19 protein-coding genes are annotated in these 20,280 nt (G+C 50.8%); 10 read left to right on the forward strand and 9 right to left on the reverse strand.

Translation table 11 applies throughout. The features are described 5' to 3' along the window. Nucleotides 1–7 precede the first annotated feature (7 nt). Entirely contained in the window at nt 8–1,534 is a 1,527-nt protein-coding gene (locus NT073_RS01235; RefSeq protein ID WP_297367536.1) for a RagB/SusD family nutrient uptake outer membrane protein, read from the forward strand. Nucleotides 1,535–1,633: 99 nt separating this feature from the next. Further along, nucleotides 1,634–2,836, forward strand: a complete 1,203-nt coding sequence (locus NT073_RS01240) for an alpha/beta fold hydrolase (protein ID WP_297367539.1) — start codon at nt 1,634–1,636, stop codon at nt 2,834–2,836. 392 nt (nt 2,837–3,228) lie between these two features. On the opposite strand, the gene NT073_RS01245 is transcribed toward NT073_RS01240, so the two are convergent. Beyond that, on the reverse strand, nt 3,229–3,501 hold the full coding sequence (locus NT073_RS01245; RefSeq protein ID WP_297367543.1) for a hypothetical protein: 273 nt from the start codon (nt 3,499–3,501) through the stop codon (nt 3,229–3,231). 456 nt (nt 3,502–3,957) lie between these two features. Here NT073_RS01245 and NT073_RS01250 point away from each other — a divergent pair, with 456 nt between their 5' ends. Next, nucleotides 3,958–4,548 carry a c-type cytochrome gene (locus NT073_RS01250; protein ID WP_297367546.1) on the forward strand — a complete coding sequence of 197 codons (591 nt, stop codon included), beginning with the start codon at nt 3,958–3,960 and terminating at the stop codon, nt 4,546–4,548. 211 nt (nt 4,549–4,759) lie between these two features. After that, the gene (locus NT073_RS01255; RefSeq protein WP_297367548.1) at nt 4,760–8,071 is read left to right on the forward strand and encodes a C25 family cysteine peptidase; all 3,312 of its coding nucleotides are present in this window, start codon (nt 4,760–4,762) and stop codon (nt 8,069–8,071) included. A gap of 201 nt (nt 8,072–8,272) precedes the next feature. On the opposite strand, the gene NT073_RS01260 is transcribed toward NT073_RS01255, so the two are convergent. Together NT073_RS01260 and NT073_RS01265 are read right to left on the reverse strand one after the other, a co-directional pair. After that, nucleotides 8,273–8,536 (reverse strand): hypothetical protein, encoded by a 264-nt coding sequence (locus NT073_RS01260; RefSeq protein WP_297367551.1) that lies wholly within the window; start codon nt 8,534–8,536, stop codon nt 8,273–8,275. Nucleotides 8,537–8,913: 377 nt separating this feature from the next. Further along, nucleotides 8,914–9,150: a hypothetical protein gene (locus NT073_RS01265; RefSeq protein ID WP_297367553.1), complete on the reverse strand. Its 237-nt coding sequence runs from the start codon at nt 9,148–9,150 to the stop codon at nt 8,914–8,916. 280 nt (nt 9,151–9,430) lie between these two features. Here NT073_RS01265 and NT073_RS01270 point away from each other — a divergent pair, with 280 nt between their 5' ends. The 4 genes from NT073_RS01270 to NT073_RS01285 all read left to right on the forward strand — a co-directional run bounded on the left by NT073_RS01270 (nt 9,431) and on the right by NT073_RS01285 (nt 13,000). Further along, on the forward strand, nt 9,431–10,120 hold the full coding sequence (locus NT073_RS01270) for a hypothetical protein (RefSeq protein WP_297367556.1): 690 nt from the start codon (nt 9,431–9,433) through the stop codon (nt 10,118–10,120). Beyond that, the gene (locus NT073_RS01275; protein ID WP_297367559.1) at nt 10,117–11,385 is read left to right on the forward strand and encodes a glycerophosphodiester phosphodiesterase family protein; all 1,269 of its coding nucleotides are present in this window, start codon (nt 10,117–10,119) and stop codon (nt 11,383–11,385) included. The genes NT073_RS01270 and NT073_RS01275 overlap by 4 nt, the downstream gene beginning before the upstream one ends. Nucleotides 11,386–11,440: 55 nt before the next feature. Continuing rightward, nucleotides 11,441–12,046 (forward strand): hypothetical protein, encoded by a 606-nt coding sequence (locus NT073_RS01280; RefSeq protein ID WP_297367562.1) that lies wholly within the window; start codon nt 11,441–11,443, stop codon nt 12,044–12,046. A 66-nt stretch (nt 12,047–12,112) separates the two neighbouring features. Next, complete coding sequence (locus NT073_RS01285; RefSeq protein WP_297367565.1) at nt 12,113–13,000, forward strand: metallophosphoesterase family protein; 888 nt, start codon at nt 12,113–12,115, stop codon at nt 12,998–13,000. Between the two features lie 130 nt (nt 13,001–13,130). Here NT073_RS01285 and NT073_RS01290 read toward each other — a convergent pair whose 3' ends face one another. Both NT073_RS01290 and NT073_RS01295 read right to left on the reverse strand, forming a co-directional pair. Further along, a complete protein-coding gene (locus NT073_RS01290; protein WP_297367568.1) occupies nt 13,131–13,952 on the reverse strand; it encodes a hypothetical protein in 822 nt (273 codons plus the stop codon). Nucleotides 13,953–13,957: 5 nt separating this feature from the next. Further along, nucleotides 13,958–14,911: a hypothetical protein gene (locus NT073_RS01295; protein WP_297367571.1), complete on the reverse strand. Its 954-nt coding sequence runs from the start codon at nt 14,909–14,911 to the stop codon at nt 13,958–13,960. A gap of 87 nt (nt 14,912–14,998) precedes the next feature. On the opposite strand from NT073_RS01295, the gene NT073_RS01300 reads away from it, so the two are divergent. Beyond that, nucleotides 14,999–16,630 (forward strand): amidohydrolase family protein, encoded by a 1,632-nt coding sequence (locus NT073_RS01300; RefSeq protein ID WP_297367574.1) that lies wholly within the window; start codon nt 14,999–15,001, stop codon nt 16,628–16,630. Between the two features lie 213 nt (nt 16,631–16,843). Next, nucleotides 16,844–17,290: a TM2 domain-containing protein gene (locus tag NT073_RS01305; RefSeq protein ID WP_297367577.1), complete on the forward strand. Its 447-nt coding sequence runs from the start codon at nt 16,844–16,846 to the stop codon at nt 17,288–17,290. Nucleotides 17,291–17,385: 95 nt separating this feature from the next. Here the strand turns inward: NT073_RS01305 and NT073_RS01310 are convergent, their stop codons facing one another. Genes NT073_RS01310 through NT073_RS01325 form a run of 4 tightly spaced genes read right to left on the reverse strand, consistent with a single transcriptional unit; the run spans nt 17,386 to nt 20,177 of the window. Then, the gene (locus tag NT073_RS01310) at nt 17,386–18,219 is read right to left on the reverse strand and encodes a hypothetical protein (RefSeq protein WP_297367580.1); all 834 of its coding nucleotides are present in this window, start codon (nt 18,217–18,219) and stop codon (nt 17,386–17,388) included. Then, entirely contained in the window at nt 18,161–19,033 is an 873-nt protein-coding gene (locus tag NT073_RS01315) for a hypothetical protein (RefSeq protein ID WP_297367583.1), read from the reverse strand. The genes NT073_RS01310 and NT073_RS01315 overlap by 59 nt, the downstream gene beginning before the upstream one ends. After that, entirely contained in the window at nt 19,030–19,488 is a 459-nt protein-coding gene (gene yidD, locus NT073_RS01320) for a membrane protein insertion efficiency factor YidD (RefSeq protein ID WP_297367585.1), read from the reverse strand. Before yidD ends, NT073_RS01315 begins: the two co-directional genes overlap by 4 nt. Then, on the reverse strand, nt 19,485–20,177 hold the full coding sequence (locus NT073_RS01325; protein ID WP_297367588.1) for a hypothetical protein: 693 nt from the start codon (nt 20,175–20,177) through the stop codon (nt 19,485–19,487). Before NT073_RS01325 ends, yidD begins: the two co-directional genes overlap by 4 nt. Nucleotides 20,178–20,280: the final 103 nt, after the last annotated feature.

Genomic DNA, 20,280 nt, shown 5'->3' on the forward strand with positions numbered 1-20,280 from the left:
CGACGACATGAAAACAATAAAAAGCCTTATCGTTATCATTTTAGTGACCCTAACCACCTCCTGCGGTGACAAATTCCTGAGTGTCGTCCCCACGGATGTGCTTACGGACGCTAATTTCTTCCAAACCGAAGCCGATGCGCAGTCGGCGCTGACTGGGGTCTACGGTCAGTTACAACCGGAGGCCACCTTTGGTAATCTTATCGATGCCGCCAATCTGGATTGGACCATGAGCGGTGATTTGTATGAGCAGGACCAAAACACACCGCGCGTCGAGTTGGAAATGCTGAGTTTACCGGCAAATAATCTCTACATTGGTCAGTTGTATTCGGGACTGTTTCAGGGGGTTAGCCGGGCTAATTTTGTTATTGGACGGGTTAGCAAAATGGATAATCTCAGCCCTCAGGTAAAGGAGTCGATTTTGGCGCAGGCAAAATTCCTGCGGGGTATATTTTACTACCGGCTGGTCAATTACTTCGGGGGGGTATCATTAGTCACATCCGAATTAAACGCGTCGTCCAAACTGGATATTCCACGTGCTTCGGCCGCCGACATCTGGAAGCAGGTCGAAACTGATTTAAGCGAAGCGGTTGCGGTTTTGCCAGCAACCTGGTCAGGCAGCGACCTTGGCCGGGCAACCAAGGGGGCGGCCCTCAGTTTTCTGGTGAAGGCTCAGTTGTGGCAACAAAAATACCAGGAAGCTGTAACTACCAGCGAAGCTATTCTTAACCTGGGTATTTATGGTCTTCTTCCCAATTTCAGAAGCGTGTTTCTGAAGAGTAATGAAAACAACAAAGAGATTGTCTTTTCAACCCAGTATTCATCCGTTAACGATGGCAGCGAAGGCAGTGGCCTCGATGTTCGGTCGGCTCCCCGGGGAGCGCCAGCCGCCTTCATTGGGCGTGGTGCCAATAGTAATTTTGTGCCGCAGACGAGCTGGATCAATGCCATTGAACGGGATCCAGCCGGCAAGATCAAAGACCAGCGGTATTACGGTGTGATCATCGGACCCGGCGAGTCGCATCCCGAAATGCCGGGGTTTGTTATGCCGCTCACCTTCCCCAACCCCTACACGAAAACCGGTTACATCGTTACAAAATATTGGCAGGAAGCCGCTCTGGTATCCTCGGGGATTAATGCCCCGATCATACGCTATGCTGAAGTTTTATTGAATTATGCCGAAGCGCTCAACGAGGTTGGTCGGTCGGCGGATGCCATGGCGCAGGTCAATCTGGTCAGGGCCCGGGCAAAATTAGACCCCAAGCCACTCAATCTGCCAAAAGATAACGTACTTGACGCCGTGTTTTACGAACGGCGCATGGAGTTTATCTGGGAGTCTCCTGGTGCCTTTTCCGACCTCAACCGGCGAGGACGATTTTTAGACTTTATCAAAGCAAACCGAGTCGATTATGACAAAATACAGGTAGCTACCAAGCCCTGGGTTCAGCAGAAAGTAATTTTATTACCCATTCCGCAATCGGCCCGGGATGTCAATAAATCACTGACGCAAAATCCTGGTTATCCCGCTTTCCAGTGAGCATCTACTGAGCATCAATCGCTGGCAAACCGTTCCGCTTGGCAGTTCAATAGCGTTTGGTTTGTCAGCGATCAATCCATAAGCCCTTACTCCATTGTCATGCAACATTTAAAATTTTTTATTCTTTCTTCCCTCTTCTTATTGGCATTAATCAAGGGGCAGGCTCAACCTGGTTTTGTAGCCAATTACGACGAATCAAAAGTTCCGCCTTATACGTTGCCCGACGTCTTAAAAACAACCACGAACGTTGCAGTTAAAAGCAAGGAGACCTGGGAAAACGTAAGACGGCCCGAAATCATCAAACTGTTTGAAGAGAACGTGTACGGCCAAATGCCCAAAACCTATGACCGGCTTACGTACTCGATAAAACATGAAAACGCCAGCGCCATGGCAGGTAAAGCCATCCTGAAAGAGGTAGTTATTGAGGTTGTACGCAACAACAAGCCCCTGAAAATAAATCTGGTTCTTTTCGTACCTACCAAGCAGAAAGGCCCGGTTCCTGTTTTCCTGCTGATTAATAACCGGGGTAAAGATAATACGGACCCCACCCGGGCGAAAAAAAGTGACTTCTGGCCGGCTGAGATGGTGATTGATAGCGGGTATGCTATTGCGGCTTTTCACGTGAGCGATCTGGCTCCTGATGATACGGCTAACTACGTCAATGGCGTACTTCAGCTTTACCCGGAACAATTGACAGCGAATAACGGGATGAAGGCCATAGGTGCCTGGGCATGGGGCGCTAGCCGTGCGCTGGATTATTTTGAAAAAGATGCCGCTGTAGACGCCAAAAAGGTAATCGTAGTGGGGCACTCCCGGGGCGGCAAAGCATCGTTGTGGGCGGCTGCCGAGGATCAGCGATTTGCCATGTGTGCGACTAACTGTTCGGGCAACACGGGGGCTGCTTTATCTCACAGGCGATTTGGCGAAACGATTAGTCGAATCAATACCGTTTTTCCTCATTGGTTTGCAACAAACTACAAAAAGTTTAATAATAATGAAGATGCCTTACCACTAGACCAGCATATGCTGATTGCCACGGTTGCCCCAAGACCGCTGTATGCTACGAATGCATCAAAGGATCTTTGGGCCGACCCAACGGGAACATTCTTATCGTTGAAACAGGCGGAGAAAGTGAATGCGTTATACGGGATTAAATCAAGTTTGCCAGCCAACCCACCGACTATAAATCAGCCTGTTGTTTCTTCTCAAATGGGCTACCATAACCGGGATGGAGAACATAACTTGACAGCCTACGATTGGAGCAATTTCATAAAATTTGCCAACACTCATGTAAAAAAGTGAGAAGCTGACTGTTTGTAAATACGCTCGTCTGTTCAGCAAAGATTGTGTAGGCGAAAATGTAGAGGGACCAAAGTCAGTGAGATGAACAGGATTCGGGCTGATACTTGTATGACTTAGTATGGCCTTTTTAATCCCTTACTCAACAGGTCGATCCTGATAGCTGCTCTACCTGCGTTCAGGTACGTTCATTCACTTCCTCAACGTACTGATTTGTGTTGGAATCGCCTTTATGCTTTTGCTACAACCTCTGGGCGGGGCTTCCACGCACTTCGCGGGCTGGTTTTTTATTGCTTTAAATATAGGCCTACTATTCCTGACGCGTCGGCTACAGGTGGATGAATGGGATGGAATCAGCCACAAAAGAAGCGCTATTGAATAAGAAGTAACCCTTCTTACGTTCCTGATCGGCTCACTTTATGAAAATCGTTTCGCCCCACTATTGCCAACAGAAATACGTTCTCATAGCCATCCACCTGAATAAACGCGTTAACACTATTCCGATTTCCTTTGCCAATGCTCGTGGGTGCTAACCCAGAAATAATTACGCCTTCCACCCCAGCGGTCCAGAACAAGGTCCGGGCGGCATTTGTGTTCCCGTTACTAAGCGTAACAAACAATCCATCATAGGACTTAACCTTTTGTTCGATGACTACGTAACAACGCAAGCGAATACAATAAAATAGCAGATCAATACTGAACTTTTCCTAATCAGTAATGATAACCGTTCGTTAAAACCTCCGATTCGGACTGGGACTCCACTTATAGATTTTAATAGTCGGTAACTCCATTTTGTTGCTAACAGATTGGTAAAAGTAGCCTATGCGTATTTATAAGCCATACTTCTGATTGTCAACCTATTTACTGATACTAAAAAATAATAATTGCAGCGCCTACCGCTCAGTAACTCTCCGGGGAAAGGATTTGGAGTTCAGAGAGTTGTTGCGCTACTTACCGTTAAGTTAACACGGAGTAGCGGCTGATCTCCTGCTAAATCAACAGGGCGTGGAGACGGTCAGGCGGTTCAATGAACCAGTGCCCTATACAGCACGCTTTTGGTCGTAGCATGAACCGACTACTCATTTTTACGCAAAGTGCGCCCTTCGTTTAACCACTAACTGCACATGAAAAAACAACTCCTTGCTTCTGCATTAATCGTGCTATTTCTGAGCACCGTAGGTTTGGTATCGTTTACCAGCAAGCCCGATCTTCCAAAGCGGGTAATTAAAAACGCTCCTTACACGAAAGCGCAACTGGAAAAAGGTAAATACCTGGTTAAGATTATGGGTTGTGCCGACTGCCATGCACCTAAAGTCATGACCGCGCAAGGCCCTATTCCCGATCCCCAACTGGGGCTATCCGGCCACCCGGCTAAAATACCCGTAGGTAAAGTAGCCAAAGATGCCCTGACCGACTGGGTATTGTTTCACCCGATGAACACCATTGCCGTGGGGCCGTGGGGCGTGTCGTTTGCAGCCAATCTAACCCCGGATGCCACTGGCATTGGCAACTGGACCGAAGAACAATTTATTATTGCTCTAACGGAAGGTAAAAGTAAAGGGCTTCGCACCGCTCGCCCGTTGCTGCCTCCTATGCCATGGCCCAATTACGCAGGGATGAAAAAGGAAGACCTGGTAGCCATTTTCGCGTATATGAAAAGCTGCAAACCCGTTGAAAACCTGGTTCCACAGCCCATCGGCCCCGATAAACTGTAGTGCCCGAACAGGGTTACTGCTTGAGGTGAGCGAACAACGTCTCCCGAAATATGTCTTATATCGACGGCAGACTTTTTTTAATTGCTACCGTTCACTCAAAAGAACATTTATTCATATCCGTTTACCCAAAACTTGTTTCCAATCGGCTCCTTATCTGCTACTATTCAAGAGTTAAACCCAATCTAAAACGATTGTTAACTCAACTCACACAATGCAGATTCAATTAACCGGGGCCGTGCGCGACCGCGCCACCAACACCTATTTATCGACAGGACTGACCGTTCAGGCTTTCCGGCAGGATGCCCCACAGACTTTACTTGTCTCTACGCTGACGGATGAGCGGGGAGATTATCATCTGCTGCTCGACCTGCCCCGGGCCATTCGGCCGGTTGTGGTAGTAGTACGGGTGCTACGCGCGCCCAATGCCCGTCAGCCCCTCGCCGATACGACCGTTACCGTCAATCCGGCCTTTTCGACTCAGGTCGCCGATTTATTCATCGATGCCCGGCAGGCGTATACCTGGGTCCGTCAACGGCATCAGGGCCGGGCCAATGCCAATCAGGCGCGTTTGCGGATTCGTCATACCGATGGATTCGACGTTCCTGAGCTGGCCGACTTCTATCCGAGCACACAGCCCGGAGAGCCGACGCTACCGGAACAATTACAGTTTATTACGTTACCCAGTGGCAGTCGCATCATCGGGCTGACAGTGGAGCCGGGTGAGCCAGTGCGGTTACCCGAACGGGTAAATCCCAGGCCAGTCCCAACGGTTCTGCTGGATGTACCCGATACCAACCCGGTGCTTCGGGCCAGCATTCTGGCCGCCAGTCGTCAGCGGGCTACATTGTCGCCCCGTATTCTGCGCGGATTACCTGCGCCAACGGAACTGGCTCTGATTCAGCGTACCGAAGAAGTAAACCGTACACTTTCGGTAGCCATCCGGGTCCGGCCTATGCAATACGATCCGCGGCAGCAGCAATACCTGCTCTACCCCAATCTCAGCTACACCCTGGAGGTAGAACAGCCCGATATACCCCTGCCTGCTGCGCCGGTTACTGAGTTACGTAAACTTAATTTTCCGCTGGGATACCAGTCTGTACTGACTCAGTTTAACCACGGGGTTACCAATGTCAATCCGGGCGATTTCCGCATTCCTCCCGGAGGAATCCCCTTTTTCATTACGACCGCGCCCTACCTGATTATTACGGACGACCGGCGGTGGACGTTCCAGAATGGAAAGCCGGTTGCGGGCAATGTGCTCCCGCTGGATTCGGCGGGGAAAACGGCTGGCAGTCACTTTCTGCGGCTGGCCGAGTGGAAAGCTAAACGAGGTATAGATGCAAAAGTGGTAACGGTATCTGAAATTGTGCAGGGAGGCAGTTCGACCGGTCTAAAATGGGGTGACTTTACGGACTGCGGTAACGGACTGAAAGCGCGTGACCTGGCCGAAATAATCCGAAACTTCGTGAAGTATGCGTATAAAAGCTGGAAAACCCGGTATCTGCTCATCGGGGGCGATACCGATATAGTACCCATGCGCAACATGGTTAGCTACGTGAGTGATAAAGGGAATTATGGCTGGGACTTTGTTTACGTATCAGACCCGGTGCCGTCCATTCGCAAGTGTTTTAAAATTCCTGGTCAGACGATTGCCAAACTTCGCCACGATTCCAGTACGGGCGCCTTTTCGCTCCGAACAGTGCCCGACTCCCAGAATCCGGGCAAAACAAAACAGGTATTCGACGATACGCAACCCTTCCGAACGCTCTGCAACGCCACATCGGGCAAGATCGTCTCATTTAATCTGAATGCCTCAGCGCAGCAGCCCGGCTGGTATTTTACAAAAGAGTCGGAGTTTACGGATGCCAAGAAAACGACGGGATTTACGCGTTTGGCTAAACCGGAAACAGACGACCTAAGCAAAATTTACATGATCCTGGAAGGGCCCGACACCAGCGTTTCCAGTACATACGGCTTTTACTGGCTGGGTAACGACCGGAACATTCCCACCGACTTCTATTACGCCAGCGTGGATGGCTCCTGCTATTCGGTGCCTGGCCGGTATGATTTCGACCCGCTGGCGTCGGGCCTGTATGGTATGTTTGCGCTTAACCCAATTAATAAAGAAGAAGAACCCCTGCTGAACAGCTACAAGACAACGCAGGATATATGGGTTGGCCGGGCACCCGTTACCAGCGGTACCGAAGCCGCGGCCTTCGTCGATAAAGTGATGGCCTATGAAGGATTGACCATCGATAGTCCGGTGGCCGATCAGTCCTTGAAAACAATGGTGTTTGCCGCCGATTATTTTGGTGGCGTTGTGGGCTACTGGCCAGACAGCAGCGGGAAGGAAAATCCCGAAAAAGAGGGGCTGTTCAGCGTGACGAAAAAAACGAGTCCGGCCGCCAACAGCATTCGTATACGGCTGCATTTACTACCAACTACGGATGCGGCTCTGGATAGTCCCTTTTCACCTAACTTCAACCTAAAAGCCGCTTACGATGACAAAGATCTGCTGATTCCGTACAACCCGATCAGCCAGATCGAATCGCCCCGGTTTTATTTTATGGACGAAACGTTCAGCCAGAAGGTAGTTGACAAAGCGACCAACTTCATTGAAATCACCGGCTTCACCACAACAACTCAGCCGCCACAGATTCAGACGGATGCCAAAGGTCTCGAATTTGCGGCCTTTGAAGCGGAAACAAAGCGCAAACTGATGCAGGAGTTGTTCCCTGACTTTTCTATTATACGCCGGTTCTACGCCGATTATACCGAAACACTGGCGGAGCCGCAGCCCGCCCTGCCACTGCGCACCCAGGGGTTGCTGAAGGGCATCAGTCAGGGAACCCACTTTCTAAGTTTAACAGGACATGGCGCTCCCTGGGGAACCTGCTGGATCGACACCAACTCCATCGACGCCCTGACCAATACCTCGGGCTATTTTATCGCCTATGGCGATGCCTGCCATACCAGTGCACCCGAAGAAGGGACCAAAACTTTTGGAGAGAAGATGGTCACGATGGCCAGCAAAGGTGCGGTTGCGTACGTGGGTCACACCAACATGGGCTACACAGGGGTTACGTATCTGTACGAACAGTTTTTCTGGATAATGGCAGCCGCAGGTGCCCCTTTAGGTCAGGCAGCCGGACTTCGTCAATCGGTAGACGGTTCTAAAGGGATGTGGTGTCTGTTCACTCAGGCTCTGTACGGCGACCCGGCAATGATCCTATGGCGAACGGTTCCCCAAAAGCTCATCGTCACGCATCCGGCTACAGCAAAAAAAGGAAGTACCATCGTCGTAACCGTGACGAATGACAAACAAACCCCAATGGCAAATCAGACCGTCACGCTGATTGGTGGCTGGAACAACGACCGTGCGATGCTTAGTAAGCTCAAAAAAACGGATAAGCAGGGACAGGTTTCGTTCACGATTCCATCAGAACTGACGCTTAAGGACGTAGCCATAACTGTTACCGGTACAGCGAATAAGCCCTACCAGGCAACAGTGCCGGTTAGCTGACATACTAGTTACGACAAGCGCTAAACAATGCCTGTCGCGACCGGATGAGTGCAGTAAATGAATCGGGGGCAACCCGGCAAAACAACCCGCTTTACCGGCGTAAAGATTGATAGCTACTAGACGCCCTTGCTGCTCAGTTTACCAGACTGAATAGCTAGGGCATTTAGTTATAGGATTGAACAAGCGTCGGCCTGTTTGTCTTTACATTTTCCTATCTGCAAAGGCGTTCGGATAGATGACAATCTGCTGGTTAGAGTCTGGTCGGGTTATCGTAATTGTTTGCTGGAGCCAGGCGCAAAGCGCTGGATCGTTCGACAGTAAGCGTACTTTGTTCCCCGTAGTATCTTCTTCAAACTCGATCTGACTCCAGTCAACGTCTGGCCTTATGGCCGTTAAATTCGTTTTTATAAGTTCAATCAATTTGGCATCTAACCGATTTACTGCCTGATTACCAGATGATTCCATACAATAATTATGTATAAGTGGATAGAAGCCAAAGCCGTTTCCTCTGCATAAACTGATACGTGAGTTCGCTTAAACGAGCTATAGTCATCTACGGTTTTTACAAAAGCTTCCCGACCTGCCTACTGTAGATCAAATTTGATGAATTGACTCAAAAGAAATAAATTATATATAAATAAATTTTCATAAAATATCGGCTTGCTGAAACCTTTGATTCAGAGGAAAAGCCGAAAGCAGGCCGTTGTCTACCCCTGTCGAACTTACAATACGCCCGGTTGACGGGTTAACAAAATACTTTGTAAACAAACATGAGTCATCCCCAGATTTAAATTGCTACACGTTGGGATGACTCATGTTTGTACTACGTATAGGCCGTCCGGTCAGTGTAGTGTTCCCGACTTTTTGGTCAAGTCTTTCCTGACTTTATCGGCAGCCGCCAGATCCATCAGCGTAATGTTTGCCTTCTTTCTAAGGGTAGGCGAAGCCGTTAAAATTTCGGTTGCCATTTGAATCAACAAGGCCGCTGTAGCCTGTCCGTTGCCCTTCCGTCGGCCGGAGCGCATAACGGTCGTTTCGGCAGCTTGAGTGGCTAGTTTTGGTAAGTGAATAGACTCCATTTTACTTGTATATGAGTTGTTTACGTTCTATAGATAGAACAAAATAAATACAACTTTATTCATGGAAAACGGCTTTTTTTGAGCAAAAAGATCGTTGTTTTTTGTCGGTTTTACACATTATTCAATTCCGTTCGGACCGGCTCTCCGTATGCCTTATGAGGGCTTGTTATAACATAAGTCCCACTCGGGCAGTTTATTTCTTCTGACTTTCACTATAAACTGTCAAGTGGCCACCATCGCAAGAATTTTTACTAAACTAGGCCGGGTAAGTTGTTTACTAATGCTTGTTGCATCGGGCACGTCGGCCCAAACACCAAAACCCTGGCCTGCACAAACGGGCATCTACTTTCCGCAGGCGCCCCCGCTTCAAAAGTGGCGACGATCCGTTGGCGTCGTCTTTACCACCACGCCCCCGGAAATCACCGAAGAGGTACGAGTTAGTGTACCGGCGATCGACTTTAACATCCAGCGCGCCTTGAGCCAGAAGCTGTACATGACGGGTCGTATACAGACCCAGTTTGTACAAAGCAATCTGAGCGTAGGGCTACGCTGGGCCACCCCCGTCACAGAGCGGCTGGCGGTAGGGGCTGGTTATGAAGTGAGCGGCTGGTTTGGTGCGCTGCGCATCAAAGATGTGTTTAACAGCCAGGCATACGGTGTTCAGACATTCCCCAGTCTATCCGTTGGTTATCGACTCACGCGGGATCTGCAACTGACGGTTCGGTCCGAAGCCATCATCGACCTGTATTATCGATCGCAGGTTGGTTCGCTGGCTGTCGAGTATAACCGTCGGGACGTGAATGGCGTAGCCTTTGCTGCCGTACTCGAACAGCCCTTTTACAACAAACGCCGTGTATCGGTGGGGGTGCGGATGGCCTACTCCAATTTCAACTGGCAGCTCTGGTCCCTCTACGACACCTTCGACAGAAATTTATTGTATCCTCAACTCATTTTCGGCTTTATTCTGTGAAACTGACCAATCTCTTATTACTAGGTTTTGTTCTCATCGCCATCAGCAGTTGCCGGAAGGACTATGAAGCACCTGTACCCTATAATTTCACTAGTGCGCCGGGCTCGGGCAAGTTTGTACCGGGCGTTCGGCGGGCCATGGAAGGGGTTTATGCTGTTAGCGACGGGGCCGCACAATTTGGTGAACAGGTAGCCCTGAAATGGACGTACACCCTGAACGGGACCGACACGACCCATTATCTATCCATTTTTACGGGCCTGGACGCGGGATTTTTCAATCTCGAAGCCAATCAGAAAGTCGACAGTCTGGTCGTTGATGGCTACTGGAGAAAGCTGGTCAATACGAATACAGGACTGGTGAGGCTGACGGTCAAAACCAAACGAAACGGGCAGTTACAAGCCTTTTCGGGTAGCCTGCTCCTGGGCGATACGCTGGTGCTGACGGGCGGTTATGGCGCCGGGGCAGCTGAGCCTATCCAGCCATTTACACTCACGTACCAGCGTCCGCTCAACCAAAGGCCCTTCTCGATTATGGCTCACCGATCCGGTGGACGGACCTCGGATTTGCTGCCGGCTTCGGAAAACTCCATCGAAATCATCAAACTGGCCTCACGATTAGGGGCTAACGGCATTGAGATCGACGTGCGCTACACGAAAGATGGCGTGCCGATTCTGTACCACGACAATACGCTGAATCTGCGGCTTATTCAGAAGACTGGCCTCACCGGCCCTATCGAATCGTACACCTTTCAGCAACTCCGTTCGCTGGTTCGGCTCATCAATGGCGAAAAAATACCGACGCTGGAGGAGGCCCTGGAAACCGTTATCGATAACACGTCGCTGAATTTCGTCTGGCTCGATACCAAATATATTGGGCCGATGGACAAGGTTCAGCAGATTCAACAGAAGTATCGGCAAAAAGCAATTGCTGCGGGCCGGGATCTCCGCATTGTCATTGGTTTGCCCAGCACGCAGGCGGTGGCCTCGTATGAAGCTTTGTCAAGTAAGGAAAATACCCCGATCCTGTGCGAGCTGGATACCGCGACTACGCTTGGTTTGGGTGCCCGTATCTGGGCACCCCGCTGGACGCTTGGCCCACAAACGGATGAAGTACTGGCCATGAAAGCGGCCGGGTTAACGGTCTACGTATGGACGCTCGACGAGCCGGAGTTTATCCGCGAATTTATCAGCCAGAACAACTTTGATGGTATTCTGTCCAATTACTCGCCGGTTGTAGCTTACTATCACTATGTTGAACAGCAATAAATTTATGCGGGCCTTTTTATACATTCCACCAGGGCTAATGAGCCTGTTTTTGATCATGACTACGGCTATCGCCCAGCCGATTCAGCAACTCGAAAAGGACTCGACCGATACCAAACGCGGTCCCTACACGATTGTGGTAACGGCAGGGGGCGGCTTATCGTACTATGCCTCTCACCTGGGGGTGCCGCAAACGATTACTGAACCCCGGCTCAATAAGCTAGGAACTCCGGCCTCTTTGCGGGTAATGTGGTATCCTGACCATCGGCTGCGCATCGGACTGGAATCGGGCTGGACAACCATGTATCGCTACCGGGGCCGGGTAGCGGGCGAAACGGCCCGTATGTACGTGTCGGCCATACCTGTCCTGCTGGTATTTTCCATGCCGCTGGCCTGGCTGCGGGGCACCGACCGGAGTCTTACACGCCGATTGTCTGTAACGGCCGGAACGGGCCTTTACATCAATTATTCGCACCTCGATTATGCCGGGAAGGTTACTGCCTATACAAATAGTCCGGGCTGGATGGCGGCTGCCTCATACACATATCCGATTGGCCGTCGTTTTAGAATAGCTGGCGAAGTAAAATGGTTTGATGCGGTAGCCGTCCAGAATGCTGCGTTTACGGCCGAACTACAACTCGTCTGGCGACCTTATTCGTGGTAATTGAACGTGATCAGTGGAGTGAGTGAAGTAGTCCCTTACTCACTCTACCAAGTATAAATTGAGATTATGAATCAGGAAGAGGATAAACGGGAAATTCTGTTTTTAAGTGATACTCAGGCTCCCATGTGGGTAGAACGATTGGTGTTGCGGACGCACCAGAATACAAAGGCAACAACGACCATTTTCAATGAGATTATCCGGCTCAAACCGGCGGTTCTCTATTGGCTGGGCGATATCGTTTCGCTGGGCTACCGGAATAACAAATGGCGCATCATTGACCAGTTTCTGGCAAGTTGCACGGCGGTCGGTACGGCGGTGTACGCCATTATGGGCAACCACGATGTGATGGGACGCCCCCGAAAAGGAGCGAAGAACTTCCAGAAACGCTTTCCAGAGCATATTCCAACCGGTTACGTCAAAATAACGGATAGCGTTGCGGTTGTAATGCTCAATTCAAATTTCAGTATTCTCTCCATCGCCGATCTGGTGAAACAGCAGACCTGGTATGAACAAACGCTCAAAGACCTTGATGAAGACCCGGCCGTAAAGGTCGTTATTGTTACCTGTCATCACGCACCTTACTCCAACAGCAAGCTGGTTGGCTCATCCAAGCTTGTTCAGCAGCGATTTGTTCCGGCCTACACGCGGTCACAGAAAGGGCGTCTATTCATTACGGGACATTCGCACGCCTTCGAGCGCTACGAGTTTGAAGGCAAAACGTTCCTGGTCATTGGCGGGGGTGGTGGCCTGAGGCAACCGCTGAACGTATCGCCCACCCGGTTACCCGATCTGGCAACGGACTACAAACCCCTCTTTCATTACCTGTCGGTTAGGCGCGATGGCGATGGGCTTTCACTCACGTCGTATTGCCTGAAGAAAGACTTTTCCGGTTTTTCGGAAGGCTATCACTTCGACATACCGGGGCAGGAAGTTCTGGCGGAGAAGCCGAATTGAGGGCGAGTAAACTAATTGCCGTAGGCTTTTTCTGTTTTAAGGCACGGAGCGCACAGAGAGCGTCAAATTCGAACCTTTCTGTGTACTTCGTGTCTCTGTGTTAAGACCTTGTATTATAAATTAAAACAACCTACTGCTCCTCTACTACGCCTGCACCCAACTCAGCAAACAGCGTTTGCCAGTACTGCGTAACAGCGGGGTTATTCTCCCGAACGGATGCGTTGGGCTCGAAGGGTAGCACCATGGTGATAGCGGGACTACCGATGGTATAGCGTTTGAGTTGTTCGGCATCGGCTTTGGCCCACTCATCGGCCTGGGCGTTATCTTTGGGGGGCTTCACCTGGAAATCGCGTCGGCCGGTTCCTTTCACGCTCTCGATCATGTCGCTGAGGTAATAGACTTTCACGGCTGCGCCGGATTCGTTGGCTTTGGCAATAACAGGCAGACTGGCCCAGATGTCGGTCTCCCGATTCGAACTACCCGTATTTTGCGCCATCAGTTGTTGCAGCACCCGCTGCCGGATCTGGGCTTTTTCTCGGGTGAGAAGGAGCTTGAATTCCGTTTCGGCGGCTTCGCGGTCGGTTGGGCTGGCGGCCGATACGTCTTCCATCTCAGAGCGGACGGTAATGTTCAGGGCGCGGGCTTTAGACGTATTTTCATGAATAAAATAGACTTCCAGCTTATCGCCTTTCTGCCGGATATTCTGTTCAATAACCTCATCGACCATCTGCTGGTACTTGCGGTTCACAAACGCCTTGTTGACATCGACACTGCGGGTTTTATCCAGGAAGATCAGGGTATAGACCGGGTCGTTGGCTGGAGTCGGCTTATCCGGTGATGATGAGCAGCCCGGAAAAAGGCCTAGGCACAAGGCTGCGAAAAATGCCCAGTTCGTGAGTGTATTCAGGTACCTGTCTGTATGTTTTTGTGGCGCGGGAAGTCGTTGTTGCATGGTCCTTATCGTAGTAGTGCCGCCCGTAAAGAGGTATCGGCGGGAGTGTTATGGTTCCAGTAATCAGATTGGACGGTCTTTTTTAAAACGGCACGGGATGTGAGAAGGTTATCTTTGCTCGGGTATGTCTCTGCCCACCCCACAATGGTATGCGGGAACTGGCCTTCGAAAATAATGCGTAAAGACCGGTCGTCGGTCGGATATTCGATGACGTACGATTTGAGTAACTTTCCCGGATACAGAATCCCTTCATAAGGTTCTAGTTTCACCCGGGCCGCCAGCGGTTCGAGTTTCCGGTGCCGCAGCCGCGCTGTTATGGTACCCGGAATAAGCTGAATTTCACCAATTGGCAGTTTGCCGGGGTCGATGCGAATACGGCTCCAGAGTTCATCTTCCAGCAACGCTTTGGGCACGGTATACGTTTCGTCAGCTTCCGGCTCAATGTATGATTTGCCCGTTACCTGATATTCATTCGTCCGGTAGTTGAGCTGAAGGTAGCTATGCCCCGACCAGTCCTGCGCTGTAGTACTGACTTTCAGCGTATTCGTAAAAATAGGGCTGTTGATGGGTGTGAACACCGATGTAGCCAGCGAATAATCTTCCAAACCAGCGGCAAAGGTTCTGAACAGATTTGTTTTCAGCACCGGAACGGCCTTGTCGCGGCTGGCTTCGGTCATAGCCCGAATCTGGGTATCGGTTCGAAAGTCTTCGACGGCAAAGATCAGCCGGGCCTCCCCCGCATGTAGCGCCCCCGCCTGAGCCTGTTCGAGACGGTAGGTGTTTACTTCTGCTTTTCCGGCCTGCCAGTAGGCTGTGAAGGCCGCAGGCAAAACGATGGACGTAGGTGGTGACGCAGCAACAGGCGGTTTCTGAAAAACGGTCGCTTTTATGGCAAACGCAAACCCGACAGCCAGGATGAGGATGATCAGCAGGAAGTTTTTCGTGACGAACGTTTTCATGGTGAGACAGTCTGGTACTGACTGCGTTGCAAAAGTCTGGCAGTTTAGCTTATCTTACAACTGTTTACCGAAACGATTTCCTTAATAATGATACGACCTCTCGCCCACCTAGCTTTTATTCTTCACTTTACATTCTTCATTATTCACTCCTTATCGGCTCAGGTAGAAAAGTCTCCGCCCCGGCACGAAGGCGATGGCCCCTTTGGCAAACTCATCATCCGGGGTGTTACGCTCGTTAATAGTACCGGTGCCCCACCCGTTGGACCGATGGATATTGTGGTCGAGAAAACCCGGATTACGCAAATTCGGCAGGTAGGTTATCCCGGCGTTCCGATCGACCCAAAAAGTCGTCCGCAGGTATCACCCGGCGATAAAGAGCTGAACTGCGAAGGCATGTATCTGATGCCCGGCTTCATTGATATGCACGGCCACATTGGCGGCCAGGCACAGGGCGCTAGTGCCGAGTATGTCTTCAAACTCTGGCTTGGGCACGGCATTACTACCATTCGCGACCCATCATGCGGCAATGGCCTCGACTGGGTACTTGAGCATCGGGCCAAAAGTGACCGGAACGAAATTACCGCTCCCCGCATTAAAGCGTACACCGTTTTCGGGCAGGGGGCTAAAGAACCCATCAGCACCGTAGAGCAAGCCCGCACCTGGGTTCAGCAAAACGCAAAAAAAGGGGCCGATGGCATCAAGTTTTTCGGGGCTGAACCCACTATATTCCGGGCAGCCCTGGAAGAAAACAAGAAGCTGGGTCTGCGCTCGGCCTGCCACCACGCACAGCTGGAAGTAGCCCGAATGAACGCGCTGGCAACGGCCAGAGCCGGTTTGACCTCCCTCGAACACTGGTACGGCCTGCCCGAAGCCCTGTTCGACGACAAGACGGTTCAGAACTACCCTGCCAATTACAACTACAACAACGAACAGAACCGCTTTGAAGAAGCCGGGAACCTCTGGCAACAGGCTGCCAAACCAGGCACTGAGCGCTGGAATAAGGTGATGGACGAACTCATTGGGCTGGATTTTACCCTCGACCCAACCTTCAACATTTACGAAGCCAACCGGGAGCTGATGCTGGCCCGGCGTGCCGAATGGCACGACGACTACACGATGCCAAGCCTGTGGCGTTTCTACGGCCCCAGCCGGATTTCGCACGGGTCGTACTGGCATTCGTGGGGCACGGAGCAGGAAGTAGCCTGGAAGAAAAACTACCAGCTTTGGATGGCCTTTATAAACGAATTCAAAAATCGGGGCGGGCGCGTGACGGCGGGTTCTGATTCGGGCTTCATTTACCAGCTTTACGGCTTTGCTTACATCCGCGAACTCGAACTCCTCCGCGAAGCCGGTTTCCACCCTCTCGAGGTAATCCGGGCAGCCACCCTGAAAGGTGCCGAAGCACTGGGCATGGCCGACCAGATCGGCTCGGTTGAGGTCGGCAAACTGGCCGATTTTGTAATTGTCGACCAGAACCCGCTCGCCAACCTGAAGGTATTGTATGGTACGGGGGCTATTCACCTGAACGACAAAAACGAAGTAGAGCGCGTTGGTGGGGTTACTTATACCGTGAAAGACGGCGTAGTTTATGACGCAAAAAAGTTACTGGCCGATGTTCGGAAAATGGTAGCCGATGCTAAGCAGAAAGAGAATTTCGAGATCACGCAGCCCGGCGTTCCGGCCAAAGCGGGCAAAGTATCGGGTGGAGCAAAGAACTAACTGGATCAGGGATGAATGGCCGCATTGAGTAATTCTACCGCGTCGCGTCAATTATTTACTTGCCATAGCCGCAAAAGCTTATGGTCAAAACGGACAAACTGAATGAATAATAAGTAAGAAACATGTGTTGACATTAAAGACCATCTGTTTTTAGAATCCGGGTATTTATCTCTCAGTATTATCTGTATTTTTGAGGGTAACTACACACTTTTTATGAACATGAAATATCTATTGATTTTTTGCCTGCTCACCGTGGCAACCTTGACAACGCGTGCTGCCGATCTCTCCGCAGACGCATATTTAATTAATGATCAGCAAGTGGAACAGCTAATCGCCCAGAGCGAAGACGTTAGCCTTGCCGCTGTAAGTACCAACCTATTGGAGAGCCAGCAATTAGCCGGTAGCTTAACCGGTACTGCTCGTATAAAAGCAAGCAAGGAATTTGTTCCGGCCATCTTGCTGAACTTTTTCCTTGGCGGTCTGGGTATTCACCGCTTATATCTGGGTACGCAAACCCTGACCTGGGTTGGCTACATCCTGACCTGTGGTGGTATTTTCGGCGTTGTCCCCCTGGTCGACTTTATCGTGCTGATCATGCACAACGAAGATATTTCTCCGTATGTCGACAATTCGAAGTTTTTCATGTGGGCGAATAACTAGTGATTAATGAAGTGGGTTGGGTAGTGGAGTGAGTCAGTAGCTAATGCATAAGCAAGATTTTTGCCAGCTACTTACCCGCTCTACTACCCACTTCACTACTTCACCATCTCCAGCACCTGCTGACGTACATTCGCATTAAACGCAGCCGCCTTGCGTTGATTTAACTGCCGTACGAGCACCTCCGCCCTCCGCACGCCCCCCGCGTGAAACGAACCAAATAAACCCGCTCCAACACCCCAGGCGGATAGGTAATAGCCCTGCAAAAAGCTTGTAACCCCAAAATACAAACCCGCCGACTGCATAACGATGCTTAGAACTGCTTCGCCGGGTCTGCCCGCATAGAATTGTCCGGCACCCGGAATAAAGGTCGAGAGCCATTGGGCTTTCTTTTCGCTTTTTAGTTCGGGTACTTGCCGGTAAGGTACCGACAATGTGTCTGTCTGGGCCATCACTGCCAATTCGTGATAGGCTACCGATGCTTCGGGCCAGCGCCGTAATTCGTTCAGAGAAAGCACTCTAATAGCCATCAGCAATGGAGATACCGGCACATCGGAGTGCAGATAAGGCAACCGCTCCAGTAATGATAGTGCGTTCTCAAACTGTCCGGCCAGGTACGCGCACAGGATCTGCTCCCGCCGAAGCGAATACAGCAAACTATCTGGATAGCTGGGTTGAATCTGACCGTTGAGAAACGCAACGGCTTGTGCATATAGCCCCTGCTGTTTCAGGCAGCGGGCCTTACCCATAGCCGCCCCAACCTGTATATCCGGCGATTCGGCAGTATACAATACACGCTCATAGCCCACACGAGCCACCAGAAACTGGCCTGATGCGAAGAGAGAATCGGCCTGTGCGAGCGGGTTCTGCGCGCTAGCGATTGAGCAGATTCCGCAGAGGAATGTGCATATCAAACAAAATCTTGTTGTCATAACCCCGGTTAAATTCATCGCGCCGGACTTTTACGGCCAGCGTACTTCCCCAGATATTGCCTATGTAAAACACGGTGAAGAGCGAGCCAAACCCCAGAAAACGCAAACTTGTGGAACCATCTTTCCGGTAGCCTTCCCAGGTCAGCAAACCCAGCGTCAGCAACGGTAAAAAAGCAGCTATACCCTGTTTCGATTTTCCTGCATACACTTTCCCTGAACCCGGCAAAACAGCACTAAATAGGCCTGCCAGTGCAGGTGAGCGCCGTTTTTGAGCTGCTAGCCCCTTCCGGTAAGCATCCAGCCGGGTCTCTTCGGCACTTAACGCATAGGAAGAATAACTGAACTGTTGGCGGAGGGTGTCATAGCGGCTATAACGGCGTTGCAGAAGGGCTACACCGGCTTGTTCAAAAGCCTTTAACTCGATCAGTGTAGAGTCGGTAGCTGGAAGTTCCTGCATGATCGCACCCGCCGAATCGAGCTGGTGTTGAAACGCCAGGCAATACGCGCCAAAGTAGCGGGATTTATTATAGAAGGATGATGTCGGCGATACCGACAACAAGTGACTACTGGCTTCATCCAGCGATTTTGTACTGTAAGCCAGCCAGCCCGTCAGGTAGGCCAGTGAGTCCAGTTGCGAAGCTGTAAGCGATTGTTTATTGAATGCATGAAGCACGAAAGCGGCCTCGTCGTTCGCTTCCTTCTCGGATAAGTAACGGGCAAATTGCCATTCATGACTAAAATTGCCGGTCTGGCAGAAACCGGGTGTTAGCAGAAAGCAGACTAGCACCGACAGCCAATAACGAAGTATTCTCATCGGTAACGGCTCAGAGGGTCAAGAATGGTACCATCAGCGGGGCTTATGTCCATTGGTGGTACATCCAGCAAACCGATACGATTACAACGCATGATGCGGTCGGCGCTCAGGAATACCCCTTTTATAATGCCATATTGTTCGATAGCCTGTTTGCTGAAGTTGGAGCAGGTAATCTGGTAAGGGCAGCTTCGGGCCAGTTGCTGCGACATCAGCCGCTGGTAGCCCAGCATAGCTGTTTTTAAGGCCAGCGAAACCGGATTATACTGCGCCAGCCAGTTTTGCTTCCGGTATTGCACCACCCGATCTGAATTGCCAACCCCACGATACTGCGCAAAAGCGGCACTATTCTGGAAATCACGGTCGGCCAGCAGTTGCTGATCTGATACGGGTACCTGCGCCCGAAGGCTGGTCGTTCCTCCCAGAGTAACGACCAGCAGTGCTACAGCCAGCCTCATTGATCGGTTTTGGCCGTTGCTGGAATGACGTAATCGAAATATGAACTGTTGGCCGCGTGATTCAGCCGAAAATCGGCGTAAACCGTTTTCGACACGGTCGAGTCCTTGTCCTGGTAGACTATTTCAGTTGTGGTAGCCGGAAACGGCCGCCCCTCGATGGGCTGATAGTCGTAGTAGAACACTTTCCGAATGATTTTTCCGGCACTATCGGTATAGTGCATATAGATCGGGTTGGCCCGGTCGTAGACAATCCGTACCCGCTGAATGGGCATTTTAGCGTTGGGCGTTTTAAGCCGCCACTCCGTAATCAGCAGTTTGCCGTTGGCTGTTGTTTTATCCTGAACGAATCCCAAACGGCTCAGGCCCATATCGGAGGTCGTACCATTCAGAAAAAAAGCCAGCTGGGTGGTCTGCGTACTGAATGATTCGTTCTGATAGCGAATAACGGCGTTTCGGCGGGGATCATAGATTCGGGTTTCGCCGAGTTTATTGGCCAGGATAACCACTTCACGCGGGAAGGTAAAGTGGGTTACCATATTCCCATTGCGCTGGTAAAACATTTCACCCCGAATAGTAACGGATTTACCCTGCTGAACCTGCCGGGTGGTAACCGTAGCCGACAGGCGATCAATGGTTTGAGGAGACAGCAAAACGAGGCTACCCGCAAGTAGCAAAAGGACAGGATTCATGGACGGTGGGTATTGACTACGCCCAAAAATAAACAATCCCGGCCATTTAGCGACCGGGATTGCCTTCTTTACAAAAACTATACCTGCTTTATCAGGACAACAC

The organism is Spirosoma sp., from assembly GCF_026391055.1.
In the GTDB taxonomy this organism is placed as follows: domain Bacteria; phylum Bacteroidota; class Bacteroidia; order Cytophagales; family Spirosomataceae; genus Spirosoma.

Bases quoted from the DNA above. Each gene is read 5' to 3' on its own strand.
- NT073_RS01295 (WP_297367571.1), bottom strand. From the start codon at position 14,911: ATGAAAACGTTCGTCACGAAAAACTTCCTGCTGATCATCCTCATCCTG.
- NT073_RS01260 (WP_297367551.1), bottom strand. From the start codon at position 8,536: ATGGAATCATCTGGTAATCAGGCAGTAAATCGGTTAGATGCCAAATTG.
- NT073_RS01270 (WP_297367556.1), top strand. From the start codon at position 9,431: ATGCTTGTTGCATCGGGCACGTCGGCCCAAACACCAAAACCCTGGCCT.
- NT073_RS01300 (WP_297367574.1), top strand. From the start codon at position 14,999: ATGATACGACCTCTCGCCCACCTAGCTTTTATTCTTCACTTTACATTC.
- NT073_RS01310 (WP_297367580.1), bottom strand. From the start codon at position 18,219: ATGACAACAAGATTTTGTTTGATATGCACATTCCTCTGCGGAATCTGC.
- NT073_RS01240 (WP_297367539.1), top strand. From the start codon at position 1,634: ATGCAACATTTAAAATTTTTTATTCTTTCTTCCCTCTTCTTATTGGCA.
- NT073_RS01280 (WP_297367562.1), top strand. From the start codon at position 11,441: ATGACTACGGCTATCGCCCAGCCGATTCAGCAACTCGAAAAGGACTCG.
- NT073_RS01305 (WP_297367577.1), top strand. From the start codon at position 16,844: ATGAACATGAAATATCTATTGATTTTTTGCCTGCTCACCGTGGCAACC.
- NT073_RS01290 (WP_297367568.1), bottom strand. From the start codon at position 13,952: ATGCAACAACGACTTCCCGCGCCACAAAAACATACAGACAGGTACCTG.
- NT073_RS01325 (WP_297367588.1), bottom strand. From the start codon at position 20,177: ATGAATCCTGTCCTTTTGCTACTTGCGGGTAGCCTCGTTTTGCTGTCT.
- NT073_RS01315 (WP_297367583.1), bottom strand. From the start codon at position 19,033: ATGAGAATACTTCGTTATTGGCTGTCGGTGCTAGTCTGCTTTCTGCTA.
- NT073_RS01285 (WP_297367565.1), top strand. From the start codon at position 12,113: ATGAATCAGGAAGAGGATAAACGGGAAATTCTGTTTTTAAGTGATACT.
- NT073_RS01255 (WP_297367548.1), top strand. From the start codon at position 4,760: ATGCAGATTCAATTAACCGGGGCCGTGCGCGACCGCGCCACCAACACC.
- yidD (WP_297367585.1), bottom strand. From the start codon at position 19,488: ATGAGGCTGGCTGTAGCACTGCTGGTCGTTACTCTGGGAGGAACGACC.
- NT073_RS01250 (WP_297367546.1), top strand. From the start codon at position 3,958: ATGAAAAAACAACTCCTTGCTTCTGCATTAATCGTGCTATTTCTGAGC.
- NT073_RS01235 (WP_297367536.1), top strand. From the start codon at position 8: ATGAAAACAATAAAAAGCCTTATCGTTATCATTTTAGTGACCCTAACC.
- NT073_RS01265 (WP_297367553.1), bottom strand. From the start codon at position 9,150: ATGGAGTCTATTCACTTACCAAAACTAGCCACTCAAGCTGCCGAAACG.